The sequence below is a fragment of the Devosia sp. LjRoot16 genome (assembly GCF_964252795.1).
GTDB lineage: Bacteria > Pseudomonadota > Alphaproteobacteria > Rhizobiales > Devosiaceae > Devosia_A.
On the sequence record NZ_CAXUPH020000005.1, the window covers coordinates 19,453 to 36,698 of the forward strand.

The following is a 17,246-nucleotide window of genomic DNA, read 5'->3' on the forward strand; positions in this document are numbered from 1 at the left end:
GGCGGCGGCCTTTGAAATCATTCGGCTTTTTTCTTTATTCCCGCACCGGCATCCAAGGTGCGGGGAATGTTGTTCTCGGTTTGCACCATGGAATAACCCTCCATGAGCTTACTGGAGGCAGAGGTCCCGAGCACCTCGGTGTCAGCTGAGCGGGTGTAAAGTTCGGGCTGCTTCATCGTGGTCCAGCCCCACATCGCCATCAGCTCGCGAGTGGTGGCGCCGGCCTCGGCCGCAAGGGTGGCACCGAGCTTGCGAAGGCCGTGCGCGCTGCCGGGCACTTCCGCCTCGTCACACCGATCGCTGAACCAGTTGCCAAAGCTATTGCCGGTCTTAAAGGGTTGGCCGGTGCTGGAGACGAGAAAGGTGAGGTCGCCGGTCTTGGTAGCTTCGATCGCCTCGAGCATTGGCGGCAGCGCCGTGAAGGTGACGGTGACGCCGGATGAGTCGGCAGTCTTCCCCGGGCGGAAATGCACGACGCCCTTCCGGATGTGCTGGCGGCCGAGCTTCACCACGTCGGAGCGACGTAGGCCGGTAAACAGCAGCAGGCGCACGGCGAGGTTGGCCATGGTGCCGAGCGGGTGGCGCGCTTCGAACTGCCGCAGCTCGTCGATCGTCCACGGTCGGAAGCCGCCCTTCGGTGTCTTGACGCGATCGACGTTGCGGGTCGGGTCGACCTCGATCCAGCCGCGCGTCCTGGCATAGGCGAACATCGGGCGGACGGCCTTGAGGAAGCCGTTGGCGGCGTGGCCCTTGCCGGTGCTGCGCTTCTCGCGCGCGTCGATGATGGTCTGCTCGGTGATCCTCTTGATCAGCCGGTCGCCGGACTTCTCCACCATGCCGCGGAACACCGTATCGCGGCGGCGCTGCGTCACCGCGTCGAGTTCGCGAAAATGGAGGCTCTTCTTGTATTCGATGACGAGCCAGCGCAGCGTGCCCACCGTTGCCTCTGCCCGGCCGTGGGCCTGCGGGAGCGGCTCGCCGCGGCAGGCTGCCTCATAGGCGGGCTGGAACTCGGTAGTGCCGAAGTCAGGCAGGCGGATACGCGAGCCTTTGCCGACCCGGTAATAGAACACCACCGTGCCGTGGCGGTTCTTCTCGCGATGGGTGTTGGGCGGCAGCCGGGTGCGCATGCCGGGCATCAAAGGTCGATCGGACTGTCGTCGTCAACTGGTTGTGGCGCCGGCGCAGAATCTGCCGCCGGCGCCACGAGGGCATAGGGCACGATGCGGATGGTGCCATCCCGGCCGATCTCGACGACGCCCGGATAGCCGACCTGCTCGACCGCGCGCAGGGCGCGGGCGACGTCGGCCTGGGTGCATCGGGCGGGGCTGCGGCTCATGCGGCCAACTGCTCCCAGGCCCGCTCGGCCAGGTCGCGATCGAGGTGGGCGAGGAACTGTTCCTCGGCCGCCGGCCAGCTGAGGGCTTTGATGCGCGTCGGGAGGCCCCTGGGCGGATTGCCGTAGGGGCAGGGGCCGTTGGCGGCGTCGATGAAGCTCAGCCATTCGATGGCCGCAGCGTGGCGGTCGGCTTCGTGGATGGCGGCGCGGACGTCCATTGACGGTTCGGGCAGGCCGAGGGCGCTGCGGATGGCTGCATCGGCTTCGCCCTTGATCGCCTCGACGTGGCGGACGAAGCCGGGGAGCCGCTGCTCGAGCGCCTGCTGGAACGGCCGGGTCAGATCGCCCAGCAGGTACTCATGGCCGTCGTGCAGCAGCGGGTGGATGGCCTGGCGGCGCAGCTCGGGGTGCTGGCGCACGAAGATCTCGCGCACCAGCACCGAGTGCTGCGCGTCAGTGACCGGCAGCTCGGTGTTGCCAGCCCAGCGGTTGAGCCGCGCCAGCGTGTGCGCCATGGCGCGCGGGGTGATGCGGGTTAGGTCGGGGGCGTCGAGATCGACGAGCCCGGTTGGGGTAGCGATGAGGATGCTCACTTTGCCACCTTGGCGAAGTGATTGGCGTAGGCGCCAACCGCCTTCCAGTACGCCGCCATAGGCCCCTTGTTCTTCCGCCACGACTCCTGGGCGCGCAAACGGGCGTCAATAGCTAGATCGGTGAGTAACCCCCGGACAACCTCCCGCGCGTCTGGCGGCAGGTCGAGAAGACGCTGAGTTGCTGGGAGCGCGAGAACCGGGTTTCGTACCTCTCGTCGCAGGGACCGATCTGTCATCACGCCACCTGTCCGGACTGGCCAGCCACCACCATGGCGCCGATGGCATAGGCGAGGTTGACCAGGTGAGTGTTGGGCGGGGCTTTGCGGAGCAAGTGCCGGTCGGCGATGGCGCTGGCGGCGTCGATGTGGGCGGCGATCTCGCGACCGGAGAAGCCGGCTTGCTGCAGCGCAGCGACGGCGCTCTCGCTGCGGCCGACCTGGCGGACCATGATGGTGGCCATCCGCTCAACGATATCGGCCTTGGGCGCAGGGCCGGAGGCTTCGTCGGCGACCTCGCGGACGAAGACGCGGTTGGCCAGCTGGCGAGCGACGGGGCCGAGCTGGACCTGCTCGTGAACGGAAAAGCCGTCGATCAGCAGCGTGGCTTCGGTGCAGCCATCGGGGTGCTCGGCGTTGAGCCGCAGCATGGCGTCGGCCAGCTCGCGCGTGCGGCGGTCGGTGGTTTCGACGATGCGGGAAACGTCGGGGTAAGTCGGCCGGGGCAGGGTTGCGGCGCCGGCGTGGTCTGATGCGAACATCGTGCGCTCCATCGGTAAGAGATGAAGCGAGAGTAATGCGAGATATTTTACGCGTCAATTACGTGTGCGAGAAATCTCTCTTATCGATGGAATTCAGGCTTTCTGACGGTATCTCCCGAAATCCTCTTGCGCTCGCTGCTCGCGGGCGACGCGCGCCAGTTCTACGGTGACCACGCGGCGACCGATCGGCCAAAGCGAGATGCCGGCCAGCTTGAAGGCCTGAAGCCCGAATGGAATGCCAATGAGCGTGATGCAGAACAGAATGCCGAGCAGGACGTAGGAGATGCACAGCACCAGGCCAAACGTGACGGCCCACAGCACGTTGAAAATGAAGCCGACTGTCCCTGTGAAGGCCGTCCCAGCATCAAGTTCGCGACCGTCGAGCTCGCGCACGTGAACCACTTCACGCCCGAAGGGCCAAGCCGAGAGTTTGGCCATTTCGATGGCGGACCGCGTCAGCGGTAGGCCGATGATCGAGATTGCGAAGACGACCGCACCGAGCAGCCAGAACAAGGCGGTAATGGCACCGCCGAAGATGAACCAGATAACGTTTCCTGCGAACCGCATGCGCCGAGCCCCCTCTGTGCGCGAGACGAAAAACTAGGCGCCGTAGAGATCCACGTCACTCATCACCTTGTGAACGGTGACCCCTGGCCTGATGATGAAGTCGATTGTCGCCGGCGGATTGTACTGCTGCGCCCGGATCGTCGTGCCGGTGATCTTCACCAAGCGTTTGACGAATGCCCGGCTGTCGCCATTGTTAGAGTCCGGCTCCTGGATGACGACATAGTCGCCGCCCAGGGGCTTCCTGTGCGGGTGCACAAAGATGATGTCGCCCGGCTCGAATTTCGGGCTCATCGAGTCGCCCTCGACATAGAGCGCGTAGACGCCCGGAGCCCCGATCAGGCCGTACGGGCGCCGGGCATAGTCGACGACATCGGTCGTCAGCTGGAACGCACCCTTGCCGAGTTCGGAGCCCGCGGCGGTGCCGAGGACCGGCACGTCCTTGGCGCCGTCGAACCGGCCGCCAAACTGATCTGCTGGACGAACTTCGGTCGGTTGCCTTGCCACTTCAGCTGCTACGGTGACGCTGTCGACCGTACCGTTCAACAGCCACTGCTCGGTGGTCTGCAGAACATGCGCCAGCTTGGCGATGGTGTCGCTGCGCGGGTTGACGCTCTTGCCGGTACGGATCATCCGGATCGTCGCATCGCTGCCGGTCGCCGCGATGGATGCGGCGCGTTCGGAAATACCAAGCGCTTCAAGGCGCTGCTGTATGCGTTCGGCTAAAGTTTCAGGCATGCGAGAAATATATCCTGTTTACGCGGGATATGCCTCAGAGAAATATCTCTTGACGACGCGAGATATGCCTCGCATAAATCTCGCATGCTCACTCTGTGCGACAAGCTGATCCGAACCGCCGATGCGTACTGCGCCCACGTGCGCCGCAGTCGTTCGCGCATCTCAACCATCATCTTCGGCGATGGGCTGCGGCTCGATGGGATTGCCCAAGGCAAGGACATCCAGACCCGCAACTACGAGAAGGCGATGCTGTGGTTCGCCTCGAACTGGCCCGAAGCGCTGGCTTGGCCAGAGGGCGTCGAGCGCCCCCAGTTCGAAGCTCCAGCAGTGCAGGGTGCCGAGACCGCGGGAGCGGCAGCATGAGCGCGCCGCGGTATCGCTGGAGCATCGGCGACTGGATTGCGGCAACCTGGCTGGCGGCTGCCGGCGTGGTGCTGGCCGTGATGGATTTCGCTGAGCATGCCGGGTGGCTGGCATGAGCGCTTCAGTTCTCATGATTTCGTCGGCGGGGTGTTTCCTCCTCCCTCGCCTCGTCGACGTGACTGGGGAGGGGAGCGGCAACCGTCGCCTCCCCTCCCGCCTTCTCCAGCTCAGCGCGGGCCGCTCGGTAATCCTGGAGGGCAACCTGCAGGCGCGCTGTCACTGGAATGCGGATCGCTTTCATTGGGCCGTTCTGACTCGCCGGGTTTTTGGCGTCACGGCGTGCAGCACAGGAGTTTTACGCCATGCGTGAGGCCCGGCAGCTTTCGGCGGGTGACTATGCGGGGCTGAAGAGCGCCTTTCGGCAACTCGTCGGCAAGTTCGGCAAGCAGGACCACGCCGCCTCGGTGACGCGGGTCCGCCAGCAGGACATTTCGCGCTACGGCTCGACCGACGAAGACGATGCCGAGCGCTTCGCGCCGATCGACGTGATTGCCGATCTCGAGAGCGAGGTGGGGCCCGTGGTGACGCGCGAACTGGCGCGGATGAACAACCACGTGCTGGTGCCGCTGCCGGCGATCAATGCCAGCCGCGGGCCGCTCGGGCGGATCACCGCCGAGGCGCTGAAGGAAGTCAGCGACGTGTTCTCGAAGATGGGCCAGGCGCTGGCCGATGAGACGCTGACCAGCGTCGAGGGTGCGCAACTCGACACCGAGATCGACGAGGCGATCGAGAAGCTGCTTGCGCTCAAGGCGCAGATCGACTTCGAGGCGGGGAGGGCAGGGCGATGAGCCGGGCTCCGATCCTTGAGCTGAAGCAAGACGGCCCTGCGCTCTACACATGCCGGTGCGGCAGTAGCGCTTCCTACGTCGAGGCTAGCGGCAGGCCCGGTTATGGGCGGGTGCAGTGCACCAAGTGCGGCATGCGCACCGAAGGCGGCGAAGCGCTGGCGCTGGCCGCCGAGCACTGGAACCGGTTCTGCGGAGGCGAGCAATGACCTCGCTCATTCGCTACGAGGCGGCGCGCGAGGCGCTGGCGGAGGCGCTGCGGGTCGACGAGGTGCTCGACGTGCGCAACGTCGCCGAGCAGATGCGGCTCTATGGCCGGCAGGCCAAGGACCGCAAGATCATCGCCGACGCCACCTCGCTGCAGCTGCGCGCCGAGCGCAAGCTCGGGGTGCTGCTGATCAGCGCCAAGGAAACCGGGCAACTGGGCATTGGCCGCCCGGCTAAATCCAACCTCGGGCCGCAGGCCAGCGACAGCGACGACGCCGAGAATGGTGCCGAGTCGGTACCGTTTACTCGCGCGACGCTGGCTGAAGTCGGAGTCGACAAGAAGCTCTCGGCCAAGGCGCAGCAATGGGCCCGGCTCGGCGATGCCGAGTTCGAGGCGCGGCTGGCCGAGGTGCGCGACAAGATCGAGAGCGGTGGCGCGGTTGTCGTCAACCCGTTGAAAGATCTGAGCACAGCGCAGAAGAAGGCCTCGCGGGTGACGCGCGAGGCGGAGCTGGGCCGCAAGCAGATGGCGCTGCCCGAAGCGAAATTCGGGGTGATCCTGACGGATGACGAATGGGAGCACCGCGCCTGGTCGGACGCCGGCCTCGGCAAGGCGCCGGCGAACCACTACCCGGTTTCCAGCCTCGACGAGCTGAAGAAGCGGGACGTTGTCAGCCTCGCCGCTCCCGACTGCGCGCTGCTCATGTGGTCGACGGCGCCACACCTGGCGCAGGCGATCGAGCTGATGGCGCACCGTGGATTCGAGTACAAGACCTGCAGCATCTGGAAGAAGATCTATCCGGGTGACGGCCACGGAACTGGCTACTGGTTCTGGATCGATCACGAGATACTGCTGGTAGGAACGCGCGGCAATCCGCCAGCGCCGGCGCCCGGCACGCAGTGGCGTTCGGTGATCGAGGCGCCGGTTGGCCGGCACTCGGAAAAGCCCGAGATCTTCTATGAGCTGATCGAGGCCTATTTCCCGACGCTGCCCAAGATCGAACTCAACGCCCGCGAGAAGCGCGAGGGCTGGGCTCGGTGGGGGTATGAGGCGCCGGCGGATGAGAATTCGGCGGAAGCGCCGAACGGAAAGGTGGGCGGGTTTCCAGTCCCTGCAGCGCCTTTGTCTCGCGGAGGAACTGGGGGCGAGGAAGGCGACCAGACAAGCCAACCCGAGAACGTCGTCGGTGTTGCGGACGCGACAGCCGGAGAGACGGCAACCAAATTCCGTTTCACGCCGGCCGACGACTCCGTGCTGCGCGCCGCCTATGCGCTGCCGATCGAGCAGTTCGACCTGACGATCGTCGCCGCCACCATCGGCTGCAGCAAGGAACAGGCGAAGAAGCGCGCCAGCTACCTGAAGCTCGGCAGCCGCGAGCGGCAGCGGGCGAAGGCCAGCGAATACACCGCCGGCCAGCATGCACGGGGTGAGATCTGATGGGTCATCACCGGCCACCTCGCATTCACGTCGCCGATATCGCGGTCGGGCTGATCCTCGATCCGAACGGGGCGCACGAGCTCGAGGTGGCGGCACCGCACAACATCGTTTCGATGCGCTTCACGCGCGACCAGGTCGACCAGCTGGAACAAGCGATCGTCCGGTTCAAGCGGCGGGTGACCTTCGAGGACGGCCGCTCGGGCCCTGACCTGACGGCGCGGCGGTTCATCGCCTTGGAGGACAGCTGATGGACCTGCGCGACGAGGTCGAATTTCTGCGCGAGGAAAATCGGCAGCTGAAGGAACGGCTGGGGCTGAGCCCCGACAACCAGTTCTTCCTCGAGGCCCGCTACCGCCTCAGGCTGCAGCCGCAGGTGGCGCGTGTACTGGCGGCGCTGATGGGCAGCCCGATGGTCAGCAAGGGCGAGCTGCTCGAGGCGATGTGCGACGGCTGGGAAGAGCGCGAACTCAAGAACGTCGATGTTCGCATCTTCCATCTACGCAAGGCGCTGAGGCCGCACGGCGTCGAGATCGAGACGATCTGGGGGCAGGGCTACCGCCTGGTGCCTGAAATGAAGACGCGGGTCCGTCAACTCCTCGGCTTGGCGGAGGCGGCGTGATGTTCATCGACGCCTTCACCGGCGAGGAAACCGGCCCGATCACCCGGGCCAAGACCGACCGCAGCTACGTGGTGCGGCTCGACCATCCGCCGCTCGACATGCTGTCGGGGTGCTCGTGGCGGTTCCTGCTGCAGCTCGCGGCGCGGCGCTGGAACGTCGATGGCGAGCAGCTGGCTGGCCCGAGCCGTGACCAACTGGTTTGCGCAGCGCGGCACCACGCGATGTGGCTGCTGCGCACCCACACCCGGATGACCCTGCCGAGGATCGGCAAGCTGTTCGGCGGGCGCGACCACACCACGGTGATTTCGGGGATCGACGCACACATCGAGCGCGTCGCCGGCGTGCGGCCGTCGCCCTTCGTCTGGACCCACCAGGCGGTGCGCCGCTACTCGCGCCTGCTGGTCGACGGCAAGACCGTCGCAGCAGCCGACAAGGCGCTGGGGCTGGGCCTGACCGACCGCTGGCGCTGCCCTCGGCGCCGCGAGCTGATGCGGCAAGCCATGGGGCTCAGCCGGCAGCGGCTGGTGCTGAGCGCACTGCGGCGCAAGGCCGAGGTGCGGCCATGATCGAGCCGGTGGTCATCCAATGCGAAGTGATCGAGCCGCGAGTGCTGAGCCTGCTCGTCGTCGACAAGGCGCGGGTGACGGCCTGGTTGCCGCGCAGCGCCATCGGTTTCGAGGGCGATGCGCGGGTCGGGGCGAAGCTGCGGATCTCGATGTCGCGCGAACTGGCGATCGAGAAGGGGCTGCTGGCGGCCGAGGCCGAGGGGCAGGGGGTATTGCTGTGAAAGGGCAAGCGATGAACGCGAAAGCTGAGGCAGTCGAACAGTTTGCGACGATCGAGGGGCGGGTGCTGGCGGCGGCGCTGAAGCCGCTCTGCTTCGTCGTCGAGCGCCGCACGACCTACCCGATACTGAGCATGGTCAAGCTGGTGCTCAGCGGTTCGGCGCTGACGGTCAGTGCTACCGATCTCGATATCGAGATCAGCACGACGCTCGATGTGAACGACAGCGCCGGCGGCTGGCAGCTGTGTGTCAGCGCGGAATTGCTGCGCGGCATTGCTGCGGTGGCGGGGCCGGCGCTGGTGCGGCTCAATAAGTTTGAGGTGCTGGTGCCGGGAAAGAAGGCGACCGATGCGCCGGTGCCGACGACGCAGCTGCACATCACCGTCGACGATGGGGCGGCGCACTATCAGATCGAGACGGTGCTCGATGTCGATGGCTGGCCGAAGTTTGCCGGCGAGCGCGGCGAGAAGATTGAGGGGTTCGGCAACGGGCAGTTCCCTGCTGCGCTGGCCCGAGTCGAGAGCGCGATCTCGCGTGAGGAAACGCGGTACTACCTCAACGGCATCTGCTGGAGCATCACCGACACCGATTGCTGGTTCGCGGCAACCGATGGCCACCGGCTGCTGAAGTTCACCTATGCGAAGGCGGAGGGCCGGCCGAAGGCAGCACGGATCATCCCGCGAAAGACGGTAGAGCTGCTGACCCGGTTCTTCGCCGGCGCCGACGCCACGGTGTGGCAGGCCGGCGATAACAACCGGCTCGATATCGATATCGGGCGCTTCCGGGTTCGGTCTCGCCTGGTCGAGGGCGAGTTTCCCGATATCGAGCGCGTGATACCCAAGGAGCAGACCGCGGCGGTGACGGTGTCGCGGCGGAACCTCGAGGCGGGCATGTCGCGGCTGCGGGCGCTGCCGGCAGAGAACCGCTTCGGGGGCGGGCAGAAGGTGGTGTTCCGCCACGATGACGAAACGGGTGGCCTGGTGCTCGAGGCGCGCCACCCGCAGATCGGCGTGGCCCGCACCACTGTCGCGGCCGACTGGCCGGACGACATACCGAGCTTTGCGTTCAACAGCGGCTACTTCGCCCAGATGCTCAAGGTCTGCGACGGCGCGGTGCAGATCGGGGTGAAGGATGCGGCCGGCCCGGTGCGGATGATCGATGCGGACGACACGATGACCCGCATCATCATGCCGATGAAGGTCTGAGCGATGAACGCGATCTCGCCGGGGGCGTGGGACCTCGACAACCGCATGACCGTGGTGCTGTTCGCCGGGATGGGTGGCGGATGCGATGGCCTCGAGCAGGCGGGATTCCACGTGCACCTCGCCATCAACCACGACCCGGTTGCGGTGGCCGTGCATGAGCGTCGGCACCCGCATACCCGGCACCTGCGCTGCGATGTGTTCGAGGCGGATCCGCGCGAGGTGACGCAGGGCAGGGGCGTGCGGATCCTGCACGCCTCCCCCGACTGCACGCATTTCTCGGTGGCCAAGGGCTCGAAGCCGGTATCGAAGCGCCGCAGGTCGCTGGCCTGGGTGGTCTGCCGCTGGGCCGGCACCGTGAGGCCCGAAGTGATCACCATGGAGAACGTCCAGGAGATCACCACCTGGGGGCCGCTGATAGCCAAGCGCGACCCGGCGACGGGGCGGGTGATGCGGCTCGATGGCAGCGTTGCTGCGAAGGGCGAGCGCGTGCCGGTGGCCGAGCAGTGGCTGATTCCGGACAAGCGGCACGCCGGCAGGATCTGGCGGGCGTGGAAGCGTCACATGGCGGGGCTCGGCTTCAGTTTCGAGCACCGGACGCTGGTCTGTGCCGATTTCGGAATCCCGACGATCCGCAAGCGTTTCTTCGGCGTGGCGCGCTGCGACGGTGGCGAGATCGCCTGGCCGGTGCGGACGCATGCGCCGCGCGATAAGGCCAAGGCGCTGGGGCTGAAGCCTTGGGTGGGCGCTCATACCATCATCGACTGGTCGCTGCCGGTGAAATCGATCTTCGGGCGGAAGAAGCCGCTGGCCGAGGCAACGCTGCGGCGCACGGCGCGCGGGGTGATGCGCTACGTAGTGGATGCGGCGAAGCCGTTCATCGTGCCGATCACGCACTCGGGCGGTGATCGCGTGCATTCGGTCGACGCGCCGCTGCGGACGCTGACCACGGCGCACCGGGGTGAGCTGTCGGTGGTGTCGCCACACGTTGCCAAGTACCGCACTGATGCGACCGGCGCCGATATAGAGGAACCGCTGCCGACCTTCACGGCGAACAGTTTTGAGAAGCGCCCGGGCGGGGCGATTCCGTTGGGCCTGGTCGGGGCGACGATCGTCGGCGCCGGCGGCCGCGCCGCGCAGATCGAGCCGCGAGACGTCACTGACCCGCTGAACACCTCGTCGACCAAAGAGGACAGGGTTGTTGTTGCGGCCCACCTGACGAAGTTCAACCAGAATGGTGTCGGCTACGAGCCCACCGATCCGCTCGACACCGTGATGGCCGGCGCGCCGCGTCATGCTGTTGTGGCGGCCAACCTGGTGCAGCTGGCGCATGGCGACAGCGGCGGGCGCCGCGAGCAGTCGCTCGATGAGCCGGCGATGACGGTCCACGCCGGCGGCGGCAACCAGGCGCTCGTCGCGGCGAGCCTCATCTCGTCTGGCTATGGTGAGCGGCCGGGCCAGGCGCCGCGCATCCTCGACCTCGAGGAGCCTGCCGGCACGCAGGTGGATGGCAGCAAGGCGGCCCTGGTGGCCGCGTTTCTCGCGCAGCACAACAACGACAGCCGTCGCATCGGTGGGGTTCATCCCGGGCGCGATGCGCTGGAGCCTGCCGGCACCCTCACGGTCAGTCCGCAACTCGGCGTTGTCGCCGCCAGCCTGCAGCGCCAGTTCGGCGCCAGCGTGGGGGCGGACGTCGAGGAACCGGCGCCCACGGTGACGGTCGGCGGGTCGGGCAAGACGGCCATGGTGGCGGCCACGCTGGGCAACCTGCGCGGCACCAATGTCGATGGACGGCCGATCGAGGAGCCGCTGGCGACGATCTCGGCCGGGGGCTCGCACGCCCACCTGATCCTGGCGTTCCTCCAGCACTATTTCGGCAGCGGCAAGCAAGATGATGACGTGCGCCAGCCGCTCGGGGCACTGACCGGCAAGGCGCGCTACGGCCTCGTCGAGGTGATGGTCGGCAAGGTCGTCCACTACATCGACGATATCGGCATCCGCATGCTTGAGCCGGAAGAAGGCGCCGCGGCGCACGGATTCGAGAAAGGCGCGCTGCCCAGCGAGATCACGATCGACGGCAAGGTGCGGCGCCTGACTAAGACTGAGAAGTACCATCTGGTGGGCAACTCGGTGCCGCCCGAGATGGTGCGGCTGCTGGCTGTTGCCAACGCGCGGCGCGAACTGATGGTGGCGGCGGAATGAACGACGCGACCAAACAGACGATCCTCTACCTGCGCGAGCGCGCCAGCTTCTACGGGCTGCGCGCGAAAGAGCGGCACGGCACGCAGGCCTTTCGGGACCGGGCCATTTCTCGTGCCTATCGCGAGGATGCCCGGTCGCTCGAATCCGACAAAGTCGACGACGAGGCACCGGAATGAGCCTCCCCGCAAATCTTGCCGCGCTGCGCGATGAAGCGATGCGGACCAGCTGCGAGGGCTGGGCGATCCAGAAGCGCTGGGTGCTGGCGCGCGGCATCGATCGCGCCGGCCCGTGCCCGATGTGCGGCGGCACCGACCGGTTTGCCATCCACACCAAGAAGAACACTTTTAACTGCCGCGGCTGCGGCATCTCGGGCGCCGGGGTCATTGACCTGGTGATGGCGACCGAGGGCGTCGAGTTCGTCGTGGCCTGCGAGATCATCACCGGACGCAAGGCCGAGACCGAGATCGACCCGGCGCGGGCCGAGCAGCTGCGGCGCGATGCCGAGACGGCAGAGGCGAAGCGGATGGCCGAGGCCGATCGCTATCGCGAGGAAGCCCGGAAGGCTGCTTATCGGGTGTGGCAGATGGCCTATATCCCGGCCTGGGCTACCGACCCTGACGATGCGACCGAGGTGGTGCAGTACCTCCGCAAGCGCGGTGTCGACTTCGCCGGCGAGATGCGGGCTCGAGTCGAGCGGCGACTGCGGATCGGCGAGATCCGGCTGCACCCGTGGAAGGAAAAGCAGGGCGATGTGTGGGTGACGCTGCACGAGGGGCCAGTGATGGTCGCACCGGTGCAGCGCCCGGATGGTCGCTTCGGGGCGGTGCACATCACCTGGCTCGATCTCGCCCAGCCCAAGGGCAAGCTGGTGCTGCCGCCGATCGAGCAGGTCGACGGTGATGGCGTGGTCAAGACGATCGAGCGGCCGACCAAGAAGGTGCTCGGCGTGAAGAAGGGCGGTGCAATCCGGCTCTACACACCCGAAAAGCCGCGCCGGATGGTGATGGGCGAGGGGATCGAGACGACGCTGACGGCGCTCTCCCATGGCTATGAGCCGGAGACCGCCTATTGGGCCGGGGTGGACCTGCCGAACATGAGCGGCCGGGCGGCGCGCAGCGAGAGCGGCGGGCAGATCTGGGACCAGCCCGACCTCGGCGATGTCGATTGCTTCGTGCCGCCCGACTGGTGCGAGGAGCTGGTCTATCTCTGCGACAGCGACGAGGCGAGCAACCACACCGAGGAGAAGGTGATCCGCGGGCTGCGCCGCGCCTTGGCGCTGCGCCACGCGGCACGGGCCGAGGGCAAGGACGTGCCGGAGCTACAGGTGAGCTATGTGCCGCCGCTGGGGGAAGGTCGAGATCTCAACGATCTCGTGCGGGTGGGGGCGTGATGATGGTGCTCACGCCCCGACTGCGTTCGTTAGCGCTTGAGCGTGTTGGCAGCGCGCCAAGCGTTCACTGGGGCCGTCACCGGGGGCAGCGCAGCGTGCGCGATCACCGCGGCGAGACGGTCAGTATCGGTGATGCCGAAACCAGCCCAGTCCCGTACAACGACCTCCTTAACCAGCAGCATGTCGCGACCGTCGCGATACAGGACTGTGCCGTTTCTGAGGTAGGTCGCCAGCTCGGTGGCAGTGCCGCTGTAGCTGATGAGCCACGAGGAAGTCGGCTCATCGAAGATTACAGGGGTCAGGCGGCGGATGGCCGCAACAAGAGAGGCTCGTCGGGAAGAGGAGTAGAAATCCTCGTGCAGCCGTGCCTCGATTTCGAAGTTAGACATTGCAGTTTCCTTTCGCGTTGTGCGACTGCGCATCTCCCTCCAACGATTCGCTCGCTCGAACATTATAGCGCGTCTCGTCAAGCCGGCTTCGGCCCGTCCACAGGTTTGTGGGGTGCGGCATGATACCCGCACGACCGGCTCTTCGATGGCATGGTGGCAAGTGGCTGCTGGCTCCTTGGATTATCGGCTTCTTTCCACCCCACCGGATCTACGTCGAGCCATTCGGCGGCGCGGCAAGTGTTCTGCTGCGCAAGGCGCCCGCTTATGCCGAGATCTACAACGATCTCGACGAGGACGTGGTGACGCTGTTCCGGGTGCTGCGCGAGCGCGAAGCGGCGCTTGAGTTGCAGCGGCTGCTACGGCTGACACCGTTTGCCCGGCCTGAGTTCGAAGCGGCATGGCAGCCGTCCGACAATGAAATCGAACAGGCCCGTCGACTGATCATCCGCAGCTTCATGGGGTTCGGGTCGAACGCACATTCCGATAGGGGGCGCGGCCATAAGACGACTGGCTTCAGGGCCAATTCGTCGCGGTCTGGCACCACGCCGGCGCATGACTGGAAGAGCTATCCCGACGCCCTCGATGCGATGATGGCGCGGCTCCAGGGCGTGACGATCGAGCGTCGGCCGGCGCAGCAGGTGATGGCTTCGCACGACTGGGCAGACACGCTGCACTATGTCGATCCGCCCTACATGCACGCCACCAGGTCGAAAAAGAATCCCTACGACGCCAAGCATCAGTATCGGCACGAGATGTCGGACGGCGACCACGCCGATCTGCTGAAGTTTCTCGGCACGCTCAAGGGCATGGTCGTCCTGTCGGGCTACCCACACCCGCTCTACGACGCCGCCCTCGCTGGCTGGCCGCGGTTCGAGCGGGAGTCGCTGGCGGACGGCGCGCGGCCCCGCATCGAGGTTGTCTGGATCAACCCTGCCTGCGCGGCAGCCCTCGCGGCGCAGCGCCGGCAGTCCGACATGTTCGAGGCGGCCGAATGACCGACTCCTCGGACGATACCCCCAGCGATCGCGTCAAGAAGGCCATGGCCGGCAAGAAGCCGGTGACCGAGGCACCGTTCAAGGTGATCGAGGGTGGCAAGGGCAAGGCCCGGAAGCCGCGCGCCAAGAAGGCCGGCGCCGATGATCCGCCGGCGCATGACCAGATGCCCGATGGGCCGCAGGATGGTGACGAGCTGCCGCCCGATGGCGTTGGCCCGGAGGAAATGGAGAAGGCGCGCCACTGTCGCGACTTCGACCAGAACGACCGCGACAACGGGCGCCGGCTGCTGATCTGGTTCGGCGACAACCTGGCCTATGTCACCGGCATGGGCTGGCTGACCTGGCGCGAGACGCACTGGCAGCGCGACGAGGGCGAGCTCGGCGCGCGGCTGCTGGCGCAGAACCTCGTCGATAAGATCAAGCTCGAGGCGATCGTGATCGAGGCCTCGCCGGCGCAGCAGCGGCTGCTCGAGGCAGCGGCCGCGGCGCGGAAGAAGCCGGCAACCGCGCAGACGCCCGAGGACATCGCGCTGCAGATGCGCGCGGGCAAGATCCTCGAGGCGCTGTCGAAGCGAAGATCGGAGCGGCGGAAGTTCGCCGTGGGCTCGGGCAACTCGGGGAAGACCGAGGCGATGCTGAAGCAGGCGGCGAGCCTCAAATCGATCGAGGCGACGGCGCTCGATGCCGACCACAAGCAGTTCAACCTGCTCAACGGCACGCTGCGCTTCGTTCGGCTGGAAAACCCCGATTCCGATCCGGCGTCGCCGACCTTCCATTGGGAGGCGAAGTTCGAGGGTCATAACCGTGGGGACATGCTGACCAAGCGAGCAGCAGTGGCTTATGACGCGGCTGCGACCTGCCCGGAGTTCGACCGGTTCCTGCTGACGACGCAGCCCGACCAAGTGATGCGGCTGTTTCTCCAGGTGTTCCACGCCTATGCGCTGCTGCTCGGTGGCAATGACGAGCAGCGCCTGGTGTTCCACTTCGGCACCGGCGCCAACGGCAAATCGGCATTCCTCGAGGCGCTCGGCCGGCTGGCCGACATGTATCGCGCCGTGGTGTCGCCCGACACCATCACCGGCGAACAGCAGCGCGACGGCAGCAAGGCCAACAGCGATATCGCCCGGCTGCACTCGAGCCGCTTCGTGACAATCGAGGAACTGCCGCGCGGCACGCCGCTCAAGGAAAACCTGATCAAGGCGCTGACCGGTGGCACCAGGATGGTGGCGCGGTTTCTGCAGAAGGAAATCTTCGAGTTCGACCCGGTGTTCACCGCGGTGCTCTCGGGCAACGACATGCCCAATGTCTCGGGCACGGATTACGGCATCTGGCGCCGGTTGCTGCTGGTGCACTGGGGGGTGACCATCCCCGAGGGCGAGCGGCTGCCGTTCGGCGTGCTGATGGCAAAGTTCGACGCTGAGCGCGCCGGGATCCTCAACTGGCTGATCGCTGGCGCGCTGCGCTACCTCAACGAAGGGCTGCAGCCGTTCATCCCGGCAAGCGTCACCGCCTTCACCGAGGACTATCGCGAGGAACGCGACCATGTCGGCGTGTTCGTCACGGGTTGCGTGATCAACGCTGAGGGCATGTCGGTGCCGGCCGGCGACATGTTCAAGGCCTATAGCGACTGGTGCGAGGCCAACGGGCTGAAGCCGTGGACGCAGACCGCGTTCGGCACGCGGCTCGGCGCACTGGGCATCAAGAAGGAGCGCGGTCGGAAGATCCGCTACCTCGATGTGATGCTCGGCGACATCCCGAGAGCGAGCACCCAGCACTTCTAGCGCCGCTTTTGCGCTCGCCCCCAACCCCCTCCGAGTGAAGAGAAAACGGAAGTCGCAACTGTCGCCCCGCGCAAGCGCGGGCCGCAGACAGTTGCGAGAGTTAAGCGAGGGTTGGAATGAAACTGTCGCGCCGGTGTTTCAAGCGATATTTCAATGGGTTAGCGCGATTGTGCGACAGTTGCGACAGTTCCCCGCGCGTATACTGCTGGAGGGGTGTGGGTGGTGCGCTCTATCGGCGGGTGGCGATGCTCGGGTGTCAGCTTTTGCGCTTATGGCACAAGGGGAACTGTCGCAACCCTCGCAACTGTCGCAAACCCTTGCCGCACCATCGCTTTCGGCAACCGACAACTGTCGCTCAACTATCGCTAACCCTCGCAAGAGGGAGAAGGGGTACCGGAAATGGATAAGAGGCCGGCCGAGGTCGCCAGGCAGGGCATGGATATCGAGCAGCTCGTCACCTGGGCGTTGCGGGAGCAGGGGCTGGGCTGGAGCGCCGCCTCAGGGCAAGACAATGGCTGGATGGTGCTCGGCACGCGCGTCGACACCTCGGGCTACGGCGCTCCGCCGCCCTCGGCCGCCCTTTGGACCGACGACGATGCGATGCTGGTGCGCCAGGCAATCGACGCGCTGCCGGCGGAGATAGGCGCCCTGGTGCTGCTCAACGGGCGGACGGGGATGCGGCCCGACTGGTGCGAGGAGGGCGAGGGGCAGTGGGTGCAGGAACGCGACGGTCGAGGGCGGCCCTTGTGGGATTGGGCCGACCAGGTGAACCGCACCGGCGAAAAGCGGGCGCGGATGGTGTTCGAGGGCACGCGGGCCGAGCTGGTGCGCTTCCACCGGGCGGAATACACGGCATGGCGCGAGGGATTGGTGGCCCTGGTGGCGCCGCTGAACAAGGTGATGGCCTCGCACGAGGCCATCGGGCCGTTCGTTTCGGCACGTCCTTGGGATGAGGTGAGGCCGGCGATTCTGCATGCGGTGGCCAGCTGAGACGGTCGCAATTGACAAAACGCAGCTATTTGCGGCATGTGTGATGCATC

General features: G+C 66.4%; 21 protein-coding genes. 14 read left to right on the forward strand and 7 right to left on the reverse strand.

Annotated elements, in window-relative coordinates; all coding sequences use genetic code 11:
* Positions 1-17: 17 nt before the first annotated feature.
* The 6 genes from ACSQ23_RS21355 to ACSQ23_RS21380 form a co-directional block, all read right to left on the reverse strand.
* The gene (locus ACSQ23_RS21355; protein ID WP_436091816.1) at positions 18-1,130 is read right to left on the reverse strand and encodes a tyrosine-type recombinase/integrase; all 1,113 of its coding nucleotides are present in this window, start codon (positions 1,128-1,130) and stop codon (positions 18-20) included.
* An 8-nt stretch (positions 1,131-1,138) separates the two neighbouring features.
* Positions 1,139-1,339, reverse strand: a complete 201-nt coding sequence (locus ACSQ23_RS21360) for a hypothetical protein (protein WP_436091817.1) — start codon at positions 1,337-1,339, stop codon at positions 1,139-1,141.
* Positions 1,336-1,932, reverse strand: coding sequence for a hypothetical protein (locus ACSQ23_RS21365; protein ID WP_436091818.1), 597 nt, complete (start codon positions 1,930-1,932; stop codon positions 1,336-1,338). The genes ACSQ23_RS21360 and ACSQ23_RS21365 overlap by 4 nt, the downstream gene beginning before the upstream one ends.
* A gap of 235 nt (positions 1,933-2,167) precedes the next feature.
* Positions 2,168-2,689 (reverse strand): hypothetical protein, encoded by a 522-nt coding sequence (locus tag ACSQ23_RS21370; RefSeq protein WP_436091819.1) that lies wholly within the window; start codon positions 2,687-2,689, stop codon positions 2,168-2,170.
* Positions 2,690-2,782: 93 nt separating this feature from the next.
* Positions 2,783-3,256 (reverse strand): YccF family protein, encoded by a 474-nt coding sequence (locus ACSQ23_RS21375; protein WP_436091820.1) that lies wholly within the window; start codon positions 3,254-3,256, stop codon positions 2,783-2,785.
* A gap of 33 nt (positions 3,257-3,289) precedes the next feature.
* Positions 3,290-3,991, reverse strand: coding sequence for a S24 family peptidase (locus ACSQ23_RS21380; protein ID WP_436091821.1), 702 nt, complete (start codon positions 3,989-3,991; stop codon positions 3,290-3,292).
* 84 nt (positions 3,992-4,075) lie between these two features.
* Between ACSQ23_RS21380 and ACSQ23_RS21385 the strand changes: the two genes are divergently transcribed.
* The 11 genes from ACSQ23_RS21385 (at position 4,076) to ACSQ23_RS21435 (ending at position 13,041) form a co-directional block, all read left to right on the forward strand.
* Positions 4,076-4,354, forward strand: a complete 279-nt coding sequence (locus ACSQ23_RS21385; RefSeq protein ID WP_436091822.1) for a hypothetical protein — start codon at positions 4,076-4,078, stop codon at positions 4,352-4,354.
* 362 nt (positions 4,355-4,716) lie between these two features.
* On the forward strand, positions 4,717-5,202 hold the full coding sequence (locus ACSQ23_RS21390; protein ID WP_436091823.1) for a hypothetical protein: 486 nt from the start codon (positions 4,717-4,719) through the stop codon (positions 5,200-5,202).
* A gap of 202 nt (positions 5,203-5,404) precedes the next feature.
* Positions 5,405-6,844, forward strand: a complete 1,440-nt coding sequence (locus tag ACSQ23_RS21395) for an MT-A70 family methyltransferase (RefSeq protein ID WP_436091824.1) — start codon at positions 5,405-5,407, stop codon at positions 6,842-6,844.
* Positions 6,844-7,092 (forward strand): hypothetical protein, encoded by a 249-nt coding sequence (locus tag ACSQ23_RS21400; protein ID WP_436091825.1) that lies wholly within the window; start codon positions 6,844-6,846, stop codon positions 7,090-7,092. The genes ACSQ23_RS21395 and ACSQ23_RS21400 overlap by 1 nt, the downstream gene beginning before the upstream one ends.
* Positions 7,092-7,463, forward strand: a complete 372-nt coding sequence (locus ACSQ23_RS21405) for a winged helix-turn-helix domain-containing protein (protein WP_436091826.1) — start codon at positions 7,092-7,094, stop codon at positions 7,461-7,463. The genes ACSQ23_RS21400 and ACSQ23_RS21405 overlap by 1 nt, the downstream gene beginning before the upstream one ends.
* Positions 7,463-8,029, forward strand: coding sequence for a helix-turn-helix domain-containing protein (locus ACSQ23_RS21410; RefSeq protein ID WP_436091827.1), 567 nt, complete (start codon positions 7,463-7,465; stop codon positions 8,027-8,029). The genes ACSQ23_RS21405 and ACSQ23_RS21410 overlap by 1 nt, the downstream gene beginning before the upstream one ends.
* Entirely contained in the window at positions 8,026-8,250 is a 225-nt protein-coding gene (locus tag ACSQ23_RS21415) for a hypothetical protein (protein WP_436091828.1), read from the forward strand. The genes ACSQ23_RS21410 and ACSQ23_RS21415 overlap by 4 nt, the downstream gene beginning before the upstream one ends.
* 11 nt (positions 8,251-8,261) lie before the next feature.
* A complete protein-coding gene (gene dnaN, locus ACSQ23_RS21420; RefSeq protein ID WP_436091829.1) occupies positions 8,262-9,452 on the forward strand; it encodes a DNA polymerase III subunit beta in 1,191 nt (396 codons plus the stop codon).
* 3 nt (positions 9,453-9,455) lie between these two features.
* Positions 9,456-11,651, forward strand: a complete 2,196-nt coding sequence (locus ACSQ23_RS21425; RefSeq protein ID WP_436091830.1) for a DNA cytosine methyltransferase — start codon at positions 9,456-9,458, stop codon at positions 11,649-11,651.
* Positions 11,648-11,827 carry a hypothetical protein gene (locus ACSQ23_RS21430; protein WP_436091831.1) on the forward strand — a complete coding sequence of 60 codons (180 nt, stop codon included), beginning with the start codon at positions 11,648-11,650 and terminating at the stop codon, positions 11,825-11,827. The genes ACSQ23_RS21425 and ACSQ23_RS21430 overlap by 4 nt, the downstream gene beginning before the upstream one ends.
* The gene (locus ACSQ23_RS21435; RefSeq protein ID WP_436091832.1) at positions 11,824-13,041 is read left to right on the forward strand and encodes a DUF7146 domain-containing protein; all 1,218 of its coding nucleotides are present in this window, start codon (positions 11,824-11,826) and stop codon (positions 13,039-13,041) included. Before ACSQ23_RS21430 ends, ACSQ23_RS21435 begins: the two co-directional genes overlap by 4 nt.
* Positions 13,042-13,070: 29 nt before the next feature.
* Here the strand turns inward: ACSQ23_RS21435 and ACSQ23_RS21440 are convergent, their stop codons facing one another.
* On the reverse strand, positions 13,071-13,430 hold the full coding sequence (locus ACSQ23_RS21440; protein WP_436091833.1) for a hypothetical protein: 360 nt from the start codon (positions 13,428-13,430) through the stop codon (positions 13,071-13,073).
* Positions 13,431-13,549: 119 nt separating this feature from the next.
* Between ACSQ23_RS21440 and ACSQ23_RS21445 the strand changes: the two genes are divergently transcribed.
* From ACSQ23_RS21445 to ACSQ23_RS21455, 3 genes are all read left to right on the forward strand, one after another.
* Positions 13,550-14,425, forward strand: coding sequence for a DNA adenine methylase (locus ACSQ23_RS21445; RefSeq protein WP_436091834.1), 876 nt, complete (start codon positions 13,550-13,552; stop codon positions 14,423-14,425).
* Positions 14,422-16,206 carry a DNA primase family protein gene (locus ACSQ23_RS21450; RefSeq protein WP_436091835.1) on the forward strand — a complete coding sequence of 595 codons (1,785 nt, stop codon included), beginning with the start codon at positions 14,422-14,424 and terminating at the stop codon, positions 16,204-16,206. Before ACSQ23_RS21445 ends, ACSQ23_RS21450 begins: the two co-directional genes overlap by 4 nt.
* A gap of 399 nt (positions 16,207-16,605) precedes the next feature.
* Positions 16,606-17,196, forward strand: a complete 591-nt coding sequence (locus ACSQ23_RS21455) for a hypothetical protein (protein ID WP_436091836.1) — start codon at positions 16,606-16,608, stop codon at positions 17,194-17,196.
* Positions 17,197-17,246 lie beyond the last annotated feature (50 nt).